General features: G+C 69.1%; 13 protein-coding genes. 4 read left to right on the top strand and 9 right to left on the bottom strand.

All coding sequences use genetic code 11. The features are described 5' to 3' along the window. Window positions 1-96 precede the first annotated feature (96 nt). Window positions 97-1,686 carry a glucose-6-phosphate isomerase gene (locus G4D83_RS09280; RefSeq protein ID WP_163864313.1) on the top strand — a complete coding sequence of 530 codons (1,590 nt, stop codon included), beginning with the start codon at window positions 97-99 and terminating at the stop codon, window positions 1,684-1,686. Window positions 1,687-1,841: 155 nt separating this feature from the next. On the opposite strand, the gene G4D83_RS09285 is transcribed toward G4D83_RS09280, so the two are convergent. Then, window positions 1,842-2,738, bottom strand: a complete 897-nt coding sequence (locus tag G4D83_RS09285) for a LysR family transcriptional regulator (RefSeq protein WP_163864314.1) — start codon at window positions 2,736-2,738, stop codon at window positions 1,842-1,844. 117 nt (window positions 2,739-2,855) lie between these two features. On the opposite strand from G4D83_RS09285, the gene G4D83_RS09290 reads away from it, so the two are divergent. The 3 genes from G4D83_RS09290 (at window position 2,856) to G4D83_RS09300 (ending at window position 5,268) form a co-directional block, all read left to right on the top strand. Next, entirely contained in the window at window positions 2,856-3,830 is a 975-nt protein-coding gene (locus tag G4D83_RS09290; protein WP_163864315.1) for an alpha/beta hydrolase family protein, read from the top strand. Window positions 3,831-3,902: 72 nt separating this feature from the next. Beyond that, complete coding sequence (locus tag G4D83_RS09295) at window positions 3,903-4,673, top strand: SDR family NAD(P)-dependent oxidoreductase (RefSeq protein ID WP_163864316.1); 771 nt, start codon at window positions 3,903-3,905, stop codon at window positions 4,671-4,673. A 55-nt stretch (window positions 4,674-4,728) separates the two neighbouring features. After that, a complete protein-coding gene (locus G4D83_RS09300) occupies window positions 4,729-5,268 on the top strand; it encodes a hypothetical protein (protein ID WP_163864317.1) in 540 nt (179 codons plus the stop codon). A 66-nt stretch (window positions 5,269-5,334) separates the two neighbouring features. Here the strand turns inward: G4D83_RS09300 and G4D83_RS09305 are convergent, their stop codons facing one another. From G4D83_RS09305 to G4D83_RS09340, 8 genes are all read right to left on the bottom strand, one after another. Continuing rightward, window positions 5,335-5,733, bottom strand: coding sequence for a DoxX family protein (locus G4D83_RS09305; protein WP_163864318.1), 399 nt, complete (start codon window positions 5,731-5,733; stop codon window positions 5,335-5,337). A gap of 61 nt (window positions 5,734-5,794) precedes the next feature. Beyond that, window positions 5,795-8,587, bottom strand: a complete 2,793-nt coding sequence (locus tag G4D83_RS09310) for a beta-propeller fold lactonase family protein (RefSeq protein WP_163864319.1) — start codon at window positions 8,585-8,587, stop codon at window positions 5,795-5,797. A gap of 452 nt (window positions 8,588-9,039) precedes the next feature. Then, entirely contained in the window at window positions 9,040-9,666 is a 627-nt protein-coding gene (locus G4D83_RS09315; protein WP_163864320.1) for a DUF1036 domain-containing protein, read from the bottom strand. A gap of 537 nt (window positions 9,667-10,203) precedes the next feature. Continuing rightward, window positions 10,204-11,442, bottom strand: coding sequence for a hypothetical protein (locus G4D83_RS09320; protein WP_163864321.1), 1,239 nt, complete (start codon window positions 11,440-11,442; stop codon window positions 10,204-10,206). A 60-nt stretch (window positions 11,443-11,502) separates the two neighbouring features. Continuing rightward, window positions 11,503-12,528: a cytochrome d ubiquinol oxidase subunit II gene (locus G4D83_RS09325; RefSeq protein ID WP_163864322.1), complete on the bottom strand. Its 1,026-nt coding sequence runs from the start codon at window positions 12,526-12,528 to the stop codon at window positions 11,503-11,505. Next, window positions 12,518-13,870, bottom strand: a complete 1,353-nt coding sequence (locus tag G4D83_RS09330) for a cytochrome ubiquinol oxidase subunit I (protein ID WP_163864323.1) — start codon at window positions 13,868-13,870, stop codon at window positions 12,518-12,520. Before G4D83_RS09330 ends, G4D83_RS09325 begins: the two co-directional genes overlap by 11 nt. A 39-nt stretch (window positions 13,871-13,909) precedes the next feature. Beyond that, complete coding sequence (locus G4D83_RS09335) at window positions 13,910-14,419, bottom strand: hypothetical protein (protein ID WP_163864324.1); 510 nt, start codon at window positions 14,417-14,419, stop codon at window positions 13,910-13,912. Next, window positions 14,416-14,820: a phage holin family protein gene (locus tag G4D83_RS09340; protein ID WP_163864325.1), complete on the bottom strand. Its 405-nt coding sequence runs from the start codon at window positions 14,818-14,820 to the stop codon at window positions 14,416-14,418. The genes G4D83_RS09335 and G4D83_RS09340 overlap by 4 nt, the downstream gene beginning before the upstream one ends. Window positions 14,821-14,982: the final 162 nt, after the last annotated feature.

Below are 14,982 nucleotides of genomic sequence, written 5' to 3' on the forward strand. Positions count from 1 at the left end.
GCGCCGCACGCGTGTTCGGCTTCCCTCACGCGAGCGGAGGCGCTAAGCCAGCCGCCTGTTTTTTCGCGCGAGCAACCCCAAGGAGGAGGACGAGTCATGACCGAGCGTGAGCTGTGGGAGCGGTACCAGCGGTATCTGAGTGTCGTCCCGTCGCTGGGGTTCTCCCTCGACGTCTCGCGCATGGGCTTCGCCGCGGACTTCCTGGAGCGGATGCAGCCGCGCCTGGAGGAGGCCTTCACCCGGATGGAGGCGCTGGAGAAGGGCGCCATCGCCAACCCGGATGAGAACCGCCGCGTGGGCCACTACTGGCTGCGCGCGCCCGAGCTGGCCCCGGAGCCGGCGCTGGCCAAGGACATCACCGACACCGTGGCCGCCGTGCACGCCTTCGCGCGCGACGTGCACGAGGGGAAGCTGAAGCCGCAGAAGGCATCGCGCTTCACCCACCTGCTCCTGGTGGGCATCGGCGGCTCGGCGCTCGGGCCGCAGTTGGTGGCGGACGCGCTGACGTCGCGGGACGACAAGCTGACCGTGTCCTTCTTCGACAACACGGACCCGGATGGAATGGACCGGGCGCTCGCGCAGCTCGGGGCCCGACTGGCCGAGACGCTGACGGTGGTCATCAGCAAGTCCGGCGGCACGAAGGAGACGCGCAACGGCATGCTGGAGGCCGAGCGCGCCTATGTGGAGCAGGGGCTCACCTTCAGCAAGCACGCGGTGGCCGTCACGGGCGCGGGCAGTGAGCTGGACGCGCACGCGAAGAAGCAGGGCTGGCTGCGCACCTTCCCGATGTGGGACTGGGTTGGCGGACGCACGTCGGTGATGTCGGCGGTGGGCCTGTTGCCCGCGCGGCTCCAGGGCCTGGACATCGACGCGATGCTGGCGGGCGCCCGGGAGATGGACGTGGCGACGCGGCAGCGGGACGCGGTGAAGAACCCGGCGGCGCTGCTCGCGCTGATGTGGTTCCACGCGGGCGACGGCAAGGGCCTGAAGGACATGGTCATCCTGCCGTACAAGGACCGCCTGCTCCTGATGTCGCGCTACCTCCAGCAGCTCGTCATGGAGTCGCTGGGCAAGGAGAAGGACCTGGACGGCAAGGTGGTGAACCAGGGCATCGCCGTCTACGGGAACAAGGGCTCCACGGACCAGCACGCGTACGTGCAGCAGCTCCGCGAGGGCGTGCCGAACTTCTTCGCCACCTTCATCGAGGTGCTGAAGGACCGCGACGGCGAGTCCATGGAGGTGGAGCGCGGAATCACGAGTGGGGACTACCTGCTTGGCTTCCTCTTGGGCACGCGCCGCGCGCTGTTCGAGAAGGGCCGCGAGTCCCTCACCCTCACCGTCCCGGACGTGAGCCCGCGCACGGTGGGCGCGCTGATTGCCCTCTATGAGCGCGCGGTGGGCCTGTACGCGAGCCTCGTGCACATCAACGCGTACCACCAGCCGGGCGTGGAGGCGGGCAAGAAGGCGGCCACGAGCGTGCTGGACATCCAGAAGAAGCTCACGGCGCGGCTCCTGGATGCGCGGGCCTCGGCACGCACGGCCGAGCAGCTCGCCAACGACATCGGCCAGCCCGACGAGGTGGAGACGGTGTTCAAGGTGCTGGAGCACCTGGCCGCCAACCCGGGGCGCGGCGTGCAGCGCTCGGGTGGCGCGAGCCCCTTGGAGGCTCGCTTCCAGGTGAAGTGAGCCTCACCGCGGCCGGGCCCGGCGTGATTCAGCGCCGGGCTCTCGCGTATCGCTTCAGCCCACGCACCAGAGGCGACGTGCCTCCTCGGCGATGAGGTCCGGGTACTCCTCGGGGAAGAAGAGCTTCGCTCGGGGCCGCGCGCGGGTGAAGCGGCTCATCGCGACGCCGCCTCCGTCCCGGCGAGCCCCGCCTTCTCCCTCCGACACAGGTCCGCCACCCAGTCCGAAGCCGCGCGCACACGCGGGCTGCGCTGCAAGTCCTTGTGGAACGTCAGCCACAAGGGCCGCTTCGCCACGACTCCCGCGCCCACCCGCGTCAACCGAGGGTCTCTCCCTCCCGAGAGACACGGCAGCAGCGCGACGCCCAGACTCGCCGCCGCCGCTTCCCGCAGCACCGCGGTGCTGTTGCTCTGGAGCAGTCTCCGCCCGCCCGCCGTCAGGCGCTTCAGCTCCGCGGACTCCTCCCCGGACGTGAGGGCCGTGCGGTAGACGAGCACCGTGTGCTCGCGGAAGTCCCCCGGCCGGGGAGCACCCCGACGACGCAGGTAGCCGCGCGCGGCGTACAAGGCAAAGGCAATCTCGCCGACCTTGCGCACCACCAGCGCATCGCCTTGGGGCGGCGTCAACCGCAGCGCCAGGTCCGCGTCACCGCGCTGGAGGTCCACCACGTCCGTGCCCACCACCAGCTCCAGGTTCAGCCCGGGGTGGCGCGTGTGCAGCTCGCCCAGGTGCGCGGCGAGCAGGGCCTGCGCCAGGTACTCCGTGGCCGCGAGGCGGACAGTGCCCTCCGCCTTCGTCTCTCCGGAGACGGAGTCATGGAGCAACCGGAGCGAGTCCTCCATCTCCCGCGCCCGCGCCACCACCGCCTCGGCCTCCTCGGTGAGACCCAACGTGCGCGAGCCTCGCAGCACCAGCCGCGTGCCCAACGCCTTCTCCAGCGCCGACAGCCGCCGGCCCACCGTGGTCGCATCCACCCGCAGCTCACGGGCCGCCCCGGCGAGCGAGCCCTGGCGTGCCACGGAGAGGAGGTAGCGCAGGTCGTCCCATCGCATATCCATGCCTGCAATGGTGCAGCAAAGCCCTGCATTCCCGCAGCACTTCCGGCGCTATCTCGGAGCCTGGAAGCGGCGGCACTCTTGGCGGCCCCGCGCGAACGACAGGAGAACGCGATGTCCATGTCTCATGCGACGGCGCTGGAGCAAGACACGGTCCCCTCGGTGCGGAGCATCCCGCAGGAGGACAGGTTGACGGCGGCCACCCAGGCTTCGAGCCCGGGCGTCCCCTTTCGACTCAAGGCCCAGGACGGCTACACGCTGTCCGCCACCCTCTTCCCGCACGAAGGAGCGGAGGTCGGCGCGGTGGTGCTCGTCGTGGGCGCCACGGGAGCGAAGCAGCGGTACTACTCGCGCTTCGCGGCCTTCCTCGCGCGCCGGGGCTTTCCCACCGTCACCTTCGACTACCGAGGCATCGGTGGCTCGCGCCCGGACTCCTTCGAGGGCTTCGGCGCGCACATGGAGGACTGGGGGAGCCAGGACCTCGCGGGCGCCATCGCCACGATGCGAGAGCGCTTCCCGGGCCGCCGCCTGCTGATGGTGGGCCACAGCGTGGGCGGCCAGTTGCTCGGGCTGGCGGAGAACGCGCGCGAGGTGTCAGCGCTGCTGAGCGTGGCTGCGGGCTCCGGCTACTACAAGCTGTTTCCCCAGCGGCTGCGCATGGCGCTCAACTGGCGCGTGTTCACCCCCGTGTTGATTCGGGCCTTCGGCAAGCTGCCGGGGTGGGCGGGAACGGCGGAGGACCTGCCGGCGGGCGTGGCCGAGCAGTGGGCGCGCTGGTGCCTGTCTCCGAACTACCTGCTCAGCGAGGGCGGTGAGTCGCGCCGCGAGGCCTTCGCGTCGCTGTACCTGCCGCTGCGGGCCTACAGCTTCGCGGATGACCCCATCGCCTCGAAGGCCGCCGTGGAGCACCTGCTGTCGTTCTACGCGGACGCGCTGGTGGAGCACCGCCGGGTGACGCCCCAGCAGGTGGGCCAGCCCATCGGCCACTTCGGTTTCTTCCGCGAGAGCTTCCGCGACACGCTGTGGGAAGACGCCGTCGAGTGGCTCGCCATCCAGGCGCTCACCCCGCGCCCCGCCAACCCTCGGTAACCGTGTAGGCCATCCATCAGGTGTCCCACGGACGGCGGTCGCGCCCGGCTCACCTGAAGTAGAACCGGCGCCATGGAACTGGAGCTCAGAGGCAAGGCGGCCCTCGTCACCGGCAGCAGTCGGGGCATCGGACGGGCCACGGTGGCGGCGCTGGCCCGTGAGGGTGCACGGGTGTGTCTCAGCGCGCGGGGCGCGGAGACCCTGGAGACCGCCGCGAAGGAGCTGCGCGCGGCGGGCGCGGACGTGGCCACCGTCGTCGCGGACGTGGCCACCCAGGCTGGCGCCGTGGCGGCGGTGGATGCGGCGGTGCGCGCGTTCGGCACGCTCGACATCCTGGTGAACAACGTGGGCGGCAGCGGCGGCGCGGGCTCGTTCGACGCGGCCACGGTGGAGCAGTGGAGCGCGGTGATGGACCGCAACCTGATGTCCGCCGTGTGGTGCAGCCAGCGCGCGGTGGAGGTCATGCGCGCGAAGGGCGGTGGCACCATCATCCACATCAACTCCATCTACGGCCGCGAGTACGCCGCCAGCGCGCCCTACACCACGGCGAAGGCGGGCCTCACCGCGCTCACCAAGGAGATGGCGGTGGACCTCGCGCGCCACCGCATCCGCGTCAACGGCGTGGCGCCCGGCTCCATCCTCTTCCCCGGGGGGAGCTGGGACAAACGCCAGAAGGCGGACCCGGACAAGGTCGCGAAGATGGTGAAGGACGAGCTGCCCTGGGGTCGCTTCGGCTCGCCCGAAGAGGTGGCGGACGTGGTGGCCTTCCTCTGCTCGGAGCGCGCCCGCTGGGTGACGGGGGCCACGCTCCCCGTGGACGGCGGACAGGGCCGCGCCTTCTGAACGGCCCCCTGGGTCCGGGCTCCTCCACGGGCTGGCGCCAGCCGGACGCCATGCTATGGAGGGCCCTCCCCTGGGGTCTGATTTGCTGAAGCTCTACAAGAAGGAAGGCGACAGCCTCCGTTTCTGGGAGGTCTGGGTGCATGAGGGCGTGCTCACCACGCACTGGGGCACCGTGGGCGAAGTGGGCGAACAGAAGGACACGCCCCTCCCTCCGGAAGAGGACCCCGACTTCGCCATCGCCGACGCCGCCGGCCCGCTCATCGAACAGGACTACGACGAGCCCGAGCCCGACGCGATGGCCACGCTCATCGTCCAGTACCCCATCGAGGGCAAGGGCACCGGCCATGACGTGGAGAAGCGCGTCGCCGTCGAGGAACTGCTCACCGACGCGCTCGGCTGGACGGGCAACGGCGAAGTGGAGGGCGGCGAGCTGCGCGACGGCCACCTGCGCGTCCACTGCCAGGTGATGCACGCCGAGGCCGCCGTCCGCACCGTGCTTCAGGCCCTCGACTCCGAGGACCTCGTCGATGACGTCAGCGTGCTCGTGGCCAATGGCGACGAAGAGCCTCGCCTCATCTGGCCCACGACGCCCTGAGCGCCACGTCGCACGAGGGACAGCTCCGGAGCAAAGGAGCCGTCCCCCTTTTCATCGAGAGAGACTTCAGGCCCCCACGGGATGCGCGACGGGCGTGGCCTCCACGCCAGCCGACAGGCGGTGCCAGAGCTGGTGCGAGGTGAGCGCCAGCGTCAGGACGACGATGGGCGCGACAGCCGTGCCCACCGGGTCCCCCATCGCGATGTGCGACACCGCCGCCGCGATGAAGTCGATGACGAAGCCCGCGTAAGCCCACTCGCGCAACGTGCGGGGCACGGGGGCCCACAGCGCGACCACACCCAGCAGCTTGGCGATGCCGAGCATGTTCCGGAAGTAGTCCGGGTAGCCCAGGTGCTCGAACGCCAGGACCATGTTCGGCGCCGCGCTCAGATACAGGAAGGCGGAGACCGAAGCCGACAGTGATACCAGCCCGGTGACAACCCAATACGCGACTTTCAGTTTCATGCTCACGCCTCCAAGGACCCGTATGGGCTGACGAGCAGCCCCCCACCCGAGACGATACGTTTTACAAATCCGCGGTCGCAAGCGGGCCACTCTGACCCGCCCCCTCGCCCTCGACGAACCTGCGGCCATCATTCGCCAGGTCCGGCCTGCGCCCCCTGTCCAACTCGTCCCGGTCCAGCATCCCGTCCTCGTCCTGGTCCAAGCCGATGCGTCGCTCGGAGCCCTTGGGCACCACGGTGTACGTCAGCTCCGAGCCGGGCCGGGCCCCCGCCAGCAGCAGGAACGCGCCCACCTTCTCCGAGGCCCGGTCCGACTGGAACACCCCGCCGCCCAGGTAGGCGAAGCCGCGCGCCTCACCGGAGCGGCGCCCCTTCACCACCAGGCCCACCTTGCCCTGCTCCGCCAGGGACATGAACTGCAACACCCGGGCGAGCTCGGAGGGCGTGGCCGTCGTCAACGTCACCTGCTGGCCCACCGCCGCGTGCGAGTCCTTGCTGTCCGGCCCTGGCGGCAAGAACATGTCCGTGGCCGAACCGCGCGGCAGCTCCGAGCCCGAGAACGACAGCAGCAGCGCGACGAGGTCCGCCACCTCCTGGTCGCTCTCCGGATTGAAGGTCGGCTCGGTGATGAAGCGCGCCAGCGAGTCCACGCTGCCGTCATGGATGAAGGCGAAGCCCGAGAGGCTCTCCTTCTGCGTCAACTCCATGCCCACCTTCTCGTAGACGTTGCGAAGCTGCGGCACCTTGAGCGTGACGTTGGTGCTGCCGTCGGTGGAGACAAGCGCGTGGTGCGACTCGCCCATGGCGCCCTTCGGCATGGGCATCCACATGGCGCCGGTCCACTGCATGTCGACGGCGAGGCCCGACGGGAAGGTGTGGCACGTGTTGCACGCGAAGAGGCCCTGCGCGAGCAGGCGCGGCGGACGGAATATCGCCATGCCCCGCGTCGCGTCGCCATTGGGCAGCGGCTGGCCCGCGGGCGCGAAGCGGCCCGTCGTGTAATGGCCCGGCAGCGGCAGGTTCCGGGGCAGCGAGTTGTCCAGGTTGCGGAACGGGTTGGGCGGGAAGGTGAGCGTCGCGAGGAACGAGCGCAGCTCCTTCATCTCCCGCGTCGTGAGCTGGGCATCGTCGCCCTGGAGTCCCTCGAAGGCGGGGTTGAACTCCTCCAGGCTCGCGCGGTCTCCGCGCCAGTGCAGCGGCTCCTTGCCGATGATGTCCTGGAGTGTCTGCGTCGTCATGGGCCCCTTCATCGGGTGCCACGCCTCGAAGGGCGGCAGCGGCAGGCCCATGCCCAGGTTCTGCCCGGCCAGTGACTTCACCGTGCCCGTCGGGTCGCCCAAGTCCCACGCCAGCCGGTCCATGCGCCCGTCGATGTGGCACGACGCGCAGGCCACGTGGCCCAGGCCCGACGTCTTGTGCGTGTCGTAGAGGTGCTTGCGGCCCGCCTTGAGGGACTCGGGCGTCGGGTCGAAGAACGCCACCCGCGACAGCTCCTTGAGGCGGTCTGTGCTCAGCACGGAGATGCTCGCGCCGAAGCGGTTGAGCACGTAGAGCCTGTCACGCGAGTCGTCGAAGACGATGCCCGTGGGCCCCTCGCCCACCTCCGCCTGTGCCAGCCGCGCGCCGCCCAGGCCCACCGCCACCACGTTGTTGGAGCCCATGCCCGTCACGAAGGCCCGCGTGCCGCGCGAGTTCCAGGCGATGCCGCGCGGGTCTCCCACCGACAGGTTCCGCACGGACTGGGGCACCGTGGGCGTGGCGTAGTTGAGGTGCGGGTTGAGGTCATGCACCGAGGATGACGAAGGCCGGCGCGGGTCCACCACTGCCATCAACACGCGCAGGAAGCGCCCGTTGACGTTCGGCTCGAAGCGCACCTCGTTGCGCGCGTCGGTGCCCACCACGGTGACGGAGCCGGAGGGATGCACGGCCAGCGCCATGTTCGCGTTCATCAGCCGCGTGGCGTAGCTGACGTCGAGCGACGCCGTGTCGATGATGGCCAAATCGCGGTCCGGCAGGTCCCAGCCCCTGAGGCGACCGGAGGCGGCGGCGTTCGACCCGCTCACCAGGTTCGTCCAGTCCGCGAGGTTGTCGTCCAGCCACTGGCCGCGCGCCGTCTTGCGCACGATGAGGCCCACGGGAGGAGGCGGCGGGTTGGCGGGATTGAGCGCGGGGAAGAAGGAGGAGCCCGCGTTGGGCGGCGGGTTGATACCGCCATAGGGGCCGCGCGTGTCGCTCACGGCGTTGGGCGGATAGGCGTCCGGAATCAGCGAACCACCACCGAGGATGGTGCTGCCGTTGCCGGACTCGAAGATAGCCGCGTAGACGTAGCGGCCGTCGGGGCTCACCGCGAGCGAGCGCGGGTCCTCGCCCTTCAGGGTGATGCGCTGGGGCGTCGCGTCGGGACGGCGCGGGTCCACCACCAGCACGCGGTTGACCTGGGAGCAGGTGATGAAGGCCCGCTCCGGGCGTCCCGCGAAGACGACGTCCGCGGGCTCGTCATCCGTATGGATGGTGGCCGTCACGGTGCCGCGTCTCAGGTCGACGATGCTCACGCTGTCGGAGATGTGGTTCACCACCCACGCCTCGGAGTTGCCGCGAGCCCGCACCGACACGGGGTCCAGGCCCACGGGGATGGAGGCCACCAGCTCCAGCCCCCGTCGCGACGTCACGTCGAACACCATCAGCCGGTTGTCGGCGGTGTTCACCGCCAGCAGCAAATTGCCGTCAGGAGTCAGGTCCAGCGGGTGGACATGAGGGTCCTCCCAGTTCACGAATGATTCACCGGCTTGAGACATCCGGGGGAGCAGGAGCGAGGTGAAGCACAGCAGCAAGACCGCGCGTCGGACGACACCCATATCGGCGACCTCCACGTCAGGAAGAAGCGGTGCTTCTCACTGTCTTGCATGTATCAACGCCGCGGATGCAACTCCTTGCGTGTAAAAAATCCAATTCCTACATCTACCCCTGCGGGGTGCTTCCTCTCGGGAATCAAAGATTCGAGCGGCCTGGAAAACGACTCGGAGCGTCACACACCCCAAGCAAAGGCAGACACACAAGTCCCTTTACCCACGCCAAAGCGGACAGAACCGCGACACCCAAAAATGCGAGCGCCACGCAAGAAACCGCCCGCATGGCGTTGCAGGTGCCGCGCTCCGCCGAGACAGGATTTTTCTGTCTCAAGGCGTCGCAGCCTGTGCCCAGGAAGAACGGAGCCTCTTCCCTGGGCACAACCTCACGATGAGGCTGGCCCGCGCTGAAGCACGGCCAGGAGAGCGCCCGGACGCCGAGCGCGGTTCACTCCGCGTGTTCAGCGAGTCAGGTTGATGGTCTGCACGTCATCCTTGAGGTTCACGGTCCGCATCCCCAAAGAGCGATCACCGATTCTCTGGTTCCACGAACAGGAATCGAAGCTGGCCGCTGGCGCGAAGATGCTGAAGTCGGAGCCAGTCCAGAAAGCGCCGTCAGCGGCTTCAGCGAAGTAGTAGGCCAACCGATAACCTGTGTTGAGGACGTACACCGACTGGTTGAGGTCGAACGACCACCAGCCCCGCGTCCCCCAATCTCCCCGTCCAGCACAGGTGGCTGGGGAGTGGAACGAGATGCAGAGGCGGATTCGAGGCCCGTAGCTGTTGCGGAAGTGCAGCTGCAGCGCAACGCCCTGCGCGCTCGCCTCCAAGGGGGCGGGGTAGATGACCTGCCGCGATGGGGCGAGTCCCGGAGACTCGTTCACGAGGTTGAGTTCGGCGAGTTCGCTTCCTCGGGGGTGATGAAGCGCACCCTCGTGCGAGGTCGGAGCACCGAACGCATTGAGCAGCTCGGGCGCGGGGACGCCGCCGCTCATGGCCCACCCAGCCTCCGCTGCCTTCGTGGTGAGGAGGTTGCCCGCGCCCATGCCCAGCAGCGCGCCCGCGCGAAGAAACCTTCGTCGATTCATCGACGCCTTATCGGATTGGCTCACAACGGTCCTTTCTCGGTTCGAACGGCGCCCACCTCAATGGCTTACATCATGGAGAGCCGTCAAACAGGACCCCACACCGCGACAGGGCTTTGCCCATAACCAGACAAGTCCCGATGCCACACCTCACCAGGCGAAGGCCTGGCTCGCCCCTTCTCAAACATATACACCCACAACAGAAGCCAGTCGGGAGCGCAGGACTCAGGCCCAAGGGCCTGGGATGGACGTGCCGTCGGGCCTGGGGCGGAACACCCGGGACGGGGCAGTGCGATGGAAGGAATCACCGTCAGCGCTCCCACCACAAGCGCGACGAGCAGCAGGCGCTGAGTCGTGGAGCTTGCTTCCCCATCGAGACGCTCCTCAAGCTGCGCTACATCAAGAGCGCGCTCAACACACTGAGTCCCATCTCCGACTCAGGGGTGGTGCGGAAGCATCCGGAGCTGGCCGACTGGCTTCAACTCCGGAGTCGCCTGCCCTGACATCAGCGGTAGCGATCACGCCCACGTCAGGGAAGCGTCACGGCGTTCCACATGCGGGCATGCCCGGGAACACGGCGTAGCTCCGGGTACACCCCACATCTCGCACGGCGATGGCGCGAGCCCGGGCGTCGTAGGTCTCCAGCGCCGTGGACAGCTCGTTGACGAGCGCCGTCCTCAGCGCGAGCGTCTGGCTGTTCGGCCCTGATGCGACACCTCGCGCCGTGGCGAACTCGAGCAGGGCGTCGAACACCTCACCCAGCGTGGCCGTGGTGGTCTGCTCGCGCGCCGGCAGCGCGGAGAAGTCGACGCCCGTCTCCCAGACGTGACGCAGCACGTGCATCGTCTGGACGCACTCGGCGTTGGACATGTCGATGGTGAAGGTCCGCTGCGGCCCGAGCGGCCCGTAGCTCGACGACGCATCCGTGCAGACGTGATGCGAGATTCGGTCCGCCAGGGCGTGCAGAAAGATGCCCGCGCGGGCCTCGAACGCATACGTGCCGATGTACGCATCGAAACCGGTGGATAAGGTGCCCGTCCCCACGTCCATCACCTGCGGCCCCGTCGTGGAGTTGATGGGCACCGCGACGGGCCCCACCGCCGCCACACTGCCCGAGATGGCCCCCGGCTCGCCGGAGAACGCATAGCAGCCAGTGCCCAGGGCATAACCCCCGTTGGCGATGGGCGTCGTCAGGCCACCCGTGCAGCCTCGCCCGGAGCCCTGACCCTGGAGCACCCACGCGCGCAGGTTGGCGAGCAGCACCTCGTCCACGTCCGTCGTGTCCGGATGCAGCCCGTCCACCGTGGCATCCGGGTGCATCGCCCCACCGTTGCGAGGGGTGACGAAGTGGAACAACACGCCACCCTGGTCGAAGTTGCCCCGGTTCACCCCGGAGATGGACTTCGTGGTGCGCGCCACGCTGTCCGACACCGCGCCGCCATTCAGCGTCCGGGGCGTGAAGGTGGACAGGTCCGTCGCCTGGTCATAGGCGGCAATCCAGTACGCACTGACGGAATCAAAGCCCACCGCCTGCGCCAACAGATAGGTGGCGTCCGCGTGGATGAGGCTGCGCGCCCCATTCGACTGGCCCTTCGCGGTCGCCGCCGCATTCAACGCCGCCGACTTGCACGCCATGGAGGCGTCACCCGGCGCGCACCCCGCGGGAAGCGGCTGACAGTTGAGCGGAGCACCGCCCGACGTCGCGTAACAGAGGTCCTCACCGAAACCGAGGCTCGCGGAGGAGACCAACAAGGAAGCCAGCAGGAGGGGTCTTTTCATGCCTCCAGGAACACGCTCCGGAAATCCTGGTTGCGGGGCTTCTCGCTGACTTCGAGCGCGTCAGTGTCCGGAGTCCATGGTGGACGCGCCGTCGGGCCTGGGGCGGAACACTCGGAACAACAGCGCGATGGATGGAATCACCGTCACGGCACCCACCGCGAGCGCGATGAGCAACAGGCGCTGCGTCGCGGGCCCCGCCGCCGCGCCTTGCAGCGTCACGTCCGGCACCACCAGATAGGGATACTGGGACGCCGCCCAACCCAGGACGATGAGCCCGGCCTGGAACGCCGCCGCCAACCGCGCCCACTGGAAGCGATGCGTCCACAACAGGGCGAACGCCGTCACCGCCGCCACTCCTGTCGCCCCATGCAGCGCCAGCGCGAAGGGCGAGCGCGACAACCCCTCCCACACCCGAGGCGCCCCCTCGCGCGCGAGCAACAAGACAACGAGCGCCGCCACGAACACGGCCACTCCCGCCCCGAGCGCGCGCTTCCGGAAGTCCTCACGCAGCTCCGCTCCAGACGCCTCGTGCGTGAGGAACACCGCCGCCAGGAAGGCGAAGAGCGCCAGCGCCAGCACGCCCACCGCCCAGGCGAAGGGCGACAGCCACGACGCGAAGAAGCCGCTCACCACCACCCTGCCCTCCACGCGGATGGAGCCGCTCGCCACCGCGCCCACGCACATGCCCAACAGCAGCGGCGCGACGATGCTCGCCCCGCTGAACACCAGGCCCCACTGTCGCTGCGCGGCGTCTCCCCGCATGTCGTAGGTGCGGAAGGTGAAGGCCGCGCCTCGGAAGACGATGCCCAGCAGCAGCAACGTCAGCGGCACATGCAGCGCCACGCTGAGCGTCGCGAAGGCGCGAGGAAACCCCGCGAACAACAGCACCACGCCCAGGATGAGCCAGATGTGATTCACCTCCCACACCGGGCCCATGGCGCGGGCGATGAGCGCCCGCTGCTCCGCCTTGCGCGGACCGAAGGCCAGGAGGTCCCACACCCCGCCACCGAAGTCCGCGCCACCAAACAGCGCGTAGAGCACGAACGACCCCGCCAGCACGAAGCCCAGCACCGCCTCAGTGGACATGCGCCTCGCCTCCCTTCGCGTCAGGCCCCTTCGGCTCGCGGTCCGGCAGCGTGTCCGCCACCTGCCGCTTCAACAGCGCCACCACCACCACGCCCAGGAACAGATACACGACGGTGAACGTCCAGAACGGCGCGGCCAGGTGAGGCACCGGCGTCACCGCGTCCGCCGTGCGCATCACACCCCGGACAATCCACGGCTGCCGTCCCCACTCGGTGACGAGCCACCCCGCCTCCAACGCCACCAGCCCGAGCGGCCCCGACACCAGCCACGCCCACATCATCTTCCGCCCCGATGGCCACGCCTTCCTGCGCCACCGGTACCCGAGCGTCACCAGCGCCAGCAAGGCCATCGCGCTGCCCGTGCCCACCATCACCTGGAAGGCCATGTGCACCTTCGCCACCGGCGGCCACGTGTCGCGAGGGAACTCGTTGAGTCCCTTTACCTCCGCGTCCGGGTCGCCAAACGCGAGGATGGACAGGCCGTTGGGGATGTCCAACGCATGCGAGACAGTCCTCGTCTCCACGTCGGGAAACCCACCCACCCGCAAGGGCGCGCCGCGCTCCGTCTCGAACTGCCCCTCCATCGCCGCCAGCTTCACCGGCTGCGCCTTCGCCACGTGCTTGGCGGACAGGTCTCCGACGACGGGCTGGAGCAGCGCGGTGACACACGCGAGCGGCAGCGCCACCGACAGCGCCTTGCGATGGAAGGCCGAGCCCGGATGGCGCAGGAGCACGAAGGCGTGGATGCCCGCCATCGCGAACGCGCTCGCCTGATAGCAGGAGAGCAGCACGTGCGACGTCTGGGTGAGCCAGCCCGGGCTGAACATCGCCTTCAGCGGTTCGATATCCGTGGGCCCATGCGGCGTGGCCACGAAGCCCGACGGGTCATTCATGAACACGTTGACCAGCGTGACGAAGAACGCGCTGGCCGCGCCGCTCACCGCCACCATGACACCGGAGAACAGGTGCAGCCCCGGCGACACCCGCTCGCGGCCGTACAGATAGATGCCCAGGAAGATGGCCTCGGTGAAGAACGCCACGCCCTCCAGGCTGAAGGGCAGGCCAATCACCTCGCCGTACTGGCCCATGAACTCCGGCCACAGCAGGCCCAGCTCGAACGACAACACCGTCCCGCTCACCGCGCCCACCGCGAAGAGGATGGCCGTCCCCTTCGCCAGCTTCTGGCTCAACTTCCGGTAGTCGGAGTCTCCCGTGCGCCGCGCCTTCCAGTCACTCAGCACCATGAGCACTGGCAACGCCACGCCCGCCGCCGCGAACACGATGTGGAACGCGAGCGACAGGCCCATCTGCGCCCGCGCATAGAGCAGGTCCGTCATGGACATCAGAATGCATTATGTCCATTTGCTTCGCATTAAGAGATTCTACTCCTCCAGCAAAGCGGGGCTCGGGGCCTGACGGGCGGGCACGAGCGACTTCACGGAGTTCTTCGCCACGGCGGTGGCCAGCGTGGTGGCGAAGATGAGGACGAGCTTGCGGCCCAGCTCGGCGCCCACGGGGCGTTGGTCCGCGCTGGAGGCCAGCCGGTCCGGATGCTCCCACGCCCGCTGGAGCGCCTTGCGTCGCTTCTTGCGCAGCACCTCTCCGCGGTGGCGGGAGCGGTAGATGGCCAGGCCCACGCCCGCGCCCACCAGCACCATGGCCACGGCGCCCGCGGCCACCAGCGCGCCGGAGTGCTGCTTCGCCTGATAGCGGACATCGAGGATGCGCCCGCGCCGCCGGTCCAGCTCCTCCAGCGTCAACAGGAGCTCATCCCGGATGCGGTCCGCCGTCTGCTCCACCTGCTTGCGGTCATCCATGCCCCGGGTGATGCGGTGGTCGACGTGACGGTGACGCTCCGCCAGTTCGTTGCCCCCTCGGCCGTTGCCGTTCATTGCAGCGTCTCCCGTGTGAGCTGGTAGTCGAGCTTCAGGCGCTCCTGCGTGTGCGTCAGCGGCTTCTTGGGCACCCGCTTGCTTCCCAGGAAGAGCATCCCGCCGGCGATGGCGAGCAGCACCACACCCACCAGCAGCACGCCGAGGGCCGCGCCCAGGGGCAGGGCCAGGCCCAGCGCCACGAAGAGCACCGCCAGCGACGTGAGGGCCAGCACCGCGCCCGCGCCGATGAGGATGCCCGCGGTGCGCGCGGCCTTCAGCTCGTCGCGAAGCTCCTTCTTGGCGTGCAGCACCTCGGCTCGCACCAACAGGCGTGTCTCCGCCAGGGCATGCCGGATGAGCTCCGTCGTGGAGAGCGACTCCAGTTGGCTCCGTTCCAGGCGTTCCGATTCGAGGTCCACGACTCACGTCTCCCGCGCTCTGAGGAGGGGGACTCCCGGGTGCGCGCCCGTCCGCTCGGCCGGCACCTGGCCCCGCTCCTCCGGACAAGGTGGGCAGGGCGAACGAGCGCGCAAAGCCCACCTGGAAGTGCAGGACCGGCCCGCCTGGTCGGCTGCCTGGGG

It is taken from the genome of Myxococcus eversor (genome assembly GCF_010894455.1).
GTDB lineage: Bacteria > Myxococcota > Myxococcia > Myxococcales > Myxococcaceae > Myxococcus > Myxococcus eversor.

What these genes read in the sequence shown, in the direction of transcription:
- G4D83_RS09280 (WP_163864313.1), top strand. Translation starts at nt 97, where the DNA reads ATGACCGAGCGTGAGCTGTGGGAGCGGTACCAGCGGTATCTGAGTGTC.
- G4D83_RS09325 (WP_163864322.1), bottom strand. Translation starts at nt 12,528, where the DNA reads ATGTCCACTGAGGCGGTGCTGGGCTTCGTGCTGGCGGGGTCGTTCGTG.
- G4D83_RS09295 (WP_163864316.1), top strand. Translation starts at nt 3,903, where the DNA reads ATGGAACTGGAGCTCAGAGGCAAGGCGGCCCTCGTCACCGGCAGCAGT.
- G4D83_RS09310 (WP_163864319.1), bottom strand. Translation starts at nt 8,587, where the DNA reads ATGGGTGTCGTCCGACGCGCGGTCTTGCTGCTGTGCTTCACCTCGCTC.
- G4D83_RS09315 (WP_163864320.1), bottom strand. Translation starts at nt 9,666, where the DNA reads ATGAATCGACGAAGGTTTCTTCGCGCGGGCGCGCTGCTGGGCATGGGC.
- G4D83_RS09300 (WP_163864317.1), top strand. Translation starts at nt 4,729, where the DNA reads ATGGAGGGCCCTCCCCTGGGGTCTGATTTGCTGAAGCTCTACAAGAAG.
- G4D83_RS09285 (WP_163864314.1), bottom strand. Translation starts at nt 2,738, where the DNA reads ATGCGATGGGACGACCTGCGCTACCTCCTCTCCGTGGCACGCCAGGGC.
- G4D83_RS09305 (WP_163864318.1), bottom strand. Translation starts at nt 5,733, where the DNA reads ATGAAACTGAAAGTCGCGTATTGGGTTGTCACCGGGCTGGTATCACTG.
- G4D83_RS09330 (WP_163864323.1), bottom strand. Translation starts at nt 13,870, where the DNA reads ATGTCCATGACGGACCTGCTCTATGCGCGGGCGCAGATGGGCCTGTCG.
- G4D83_RS09320 (WP_163864321.1), bottom strand. Translation starts at nt 11,442, where the DNA reads ATGAAAAGACCCCTCCTGCTGGCTTCCTTGTTGGTCTCCTCCGCGAGC.
- G4D83_RS09335 (WP_163864324.1), bottom strand. Translation starts at nt 14,419, where the DNA reads ATGAACGGCAACGGCCGAGGGGGCAACGAACTGGCGGAGCGTCACCGT.
- G4D83_RS09290 (WP_163864315.1), top strand. Translation starts at nt 2,856, where the DNA reads ATGTCCATGTCTCATGCGACGGCGCTGGAGCAAGACACGGTCCCCTCG.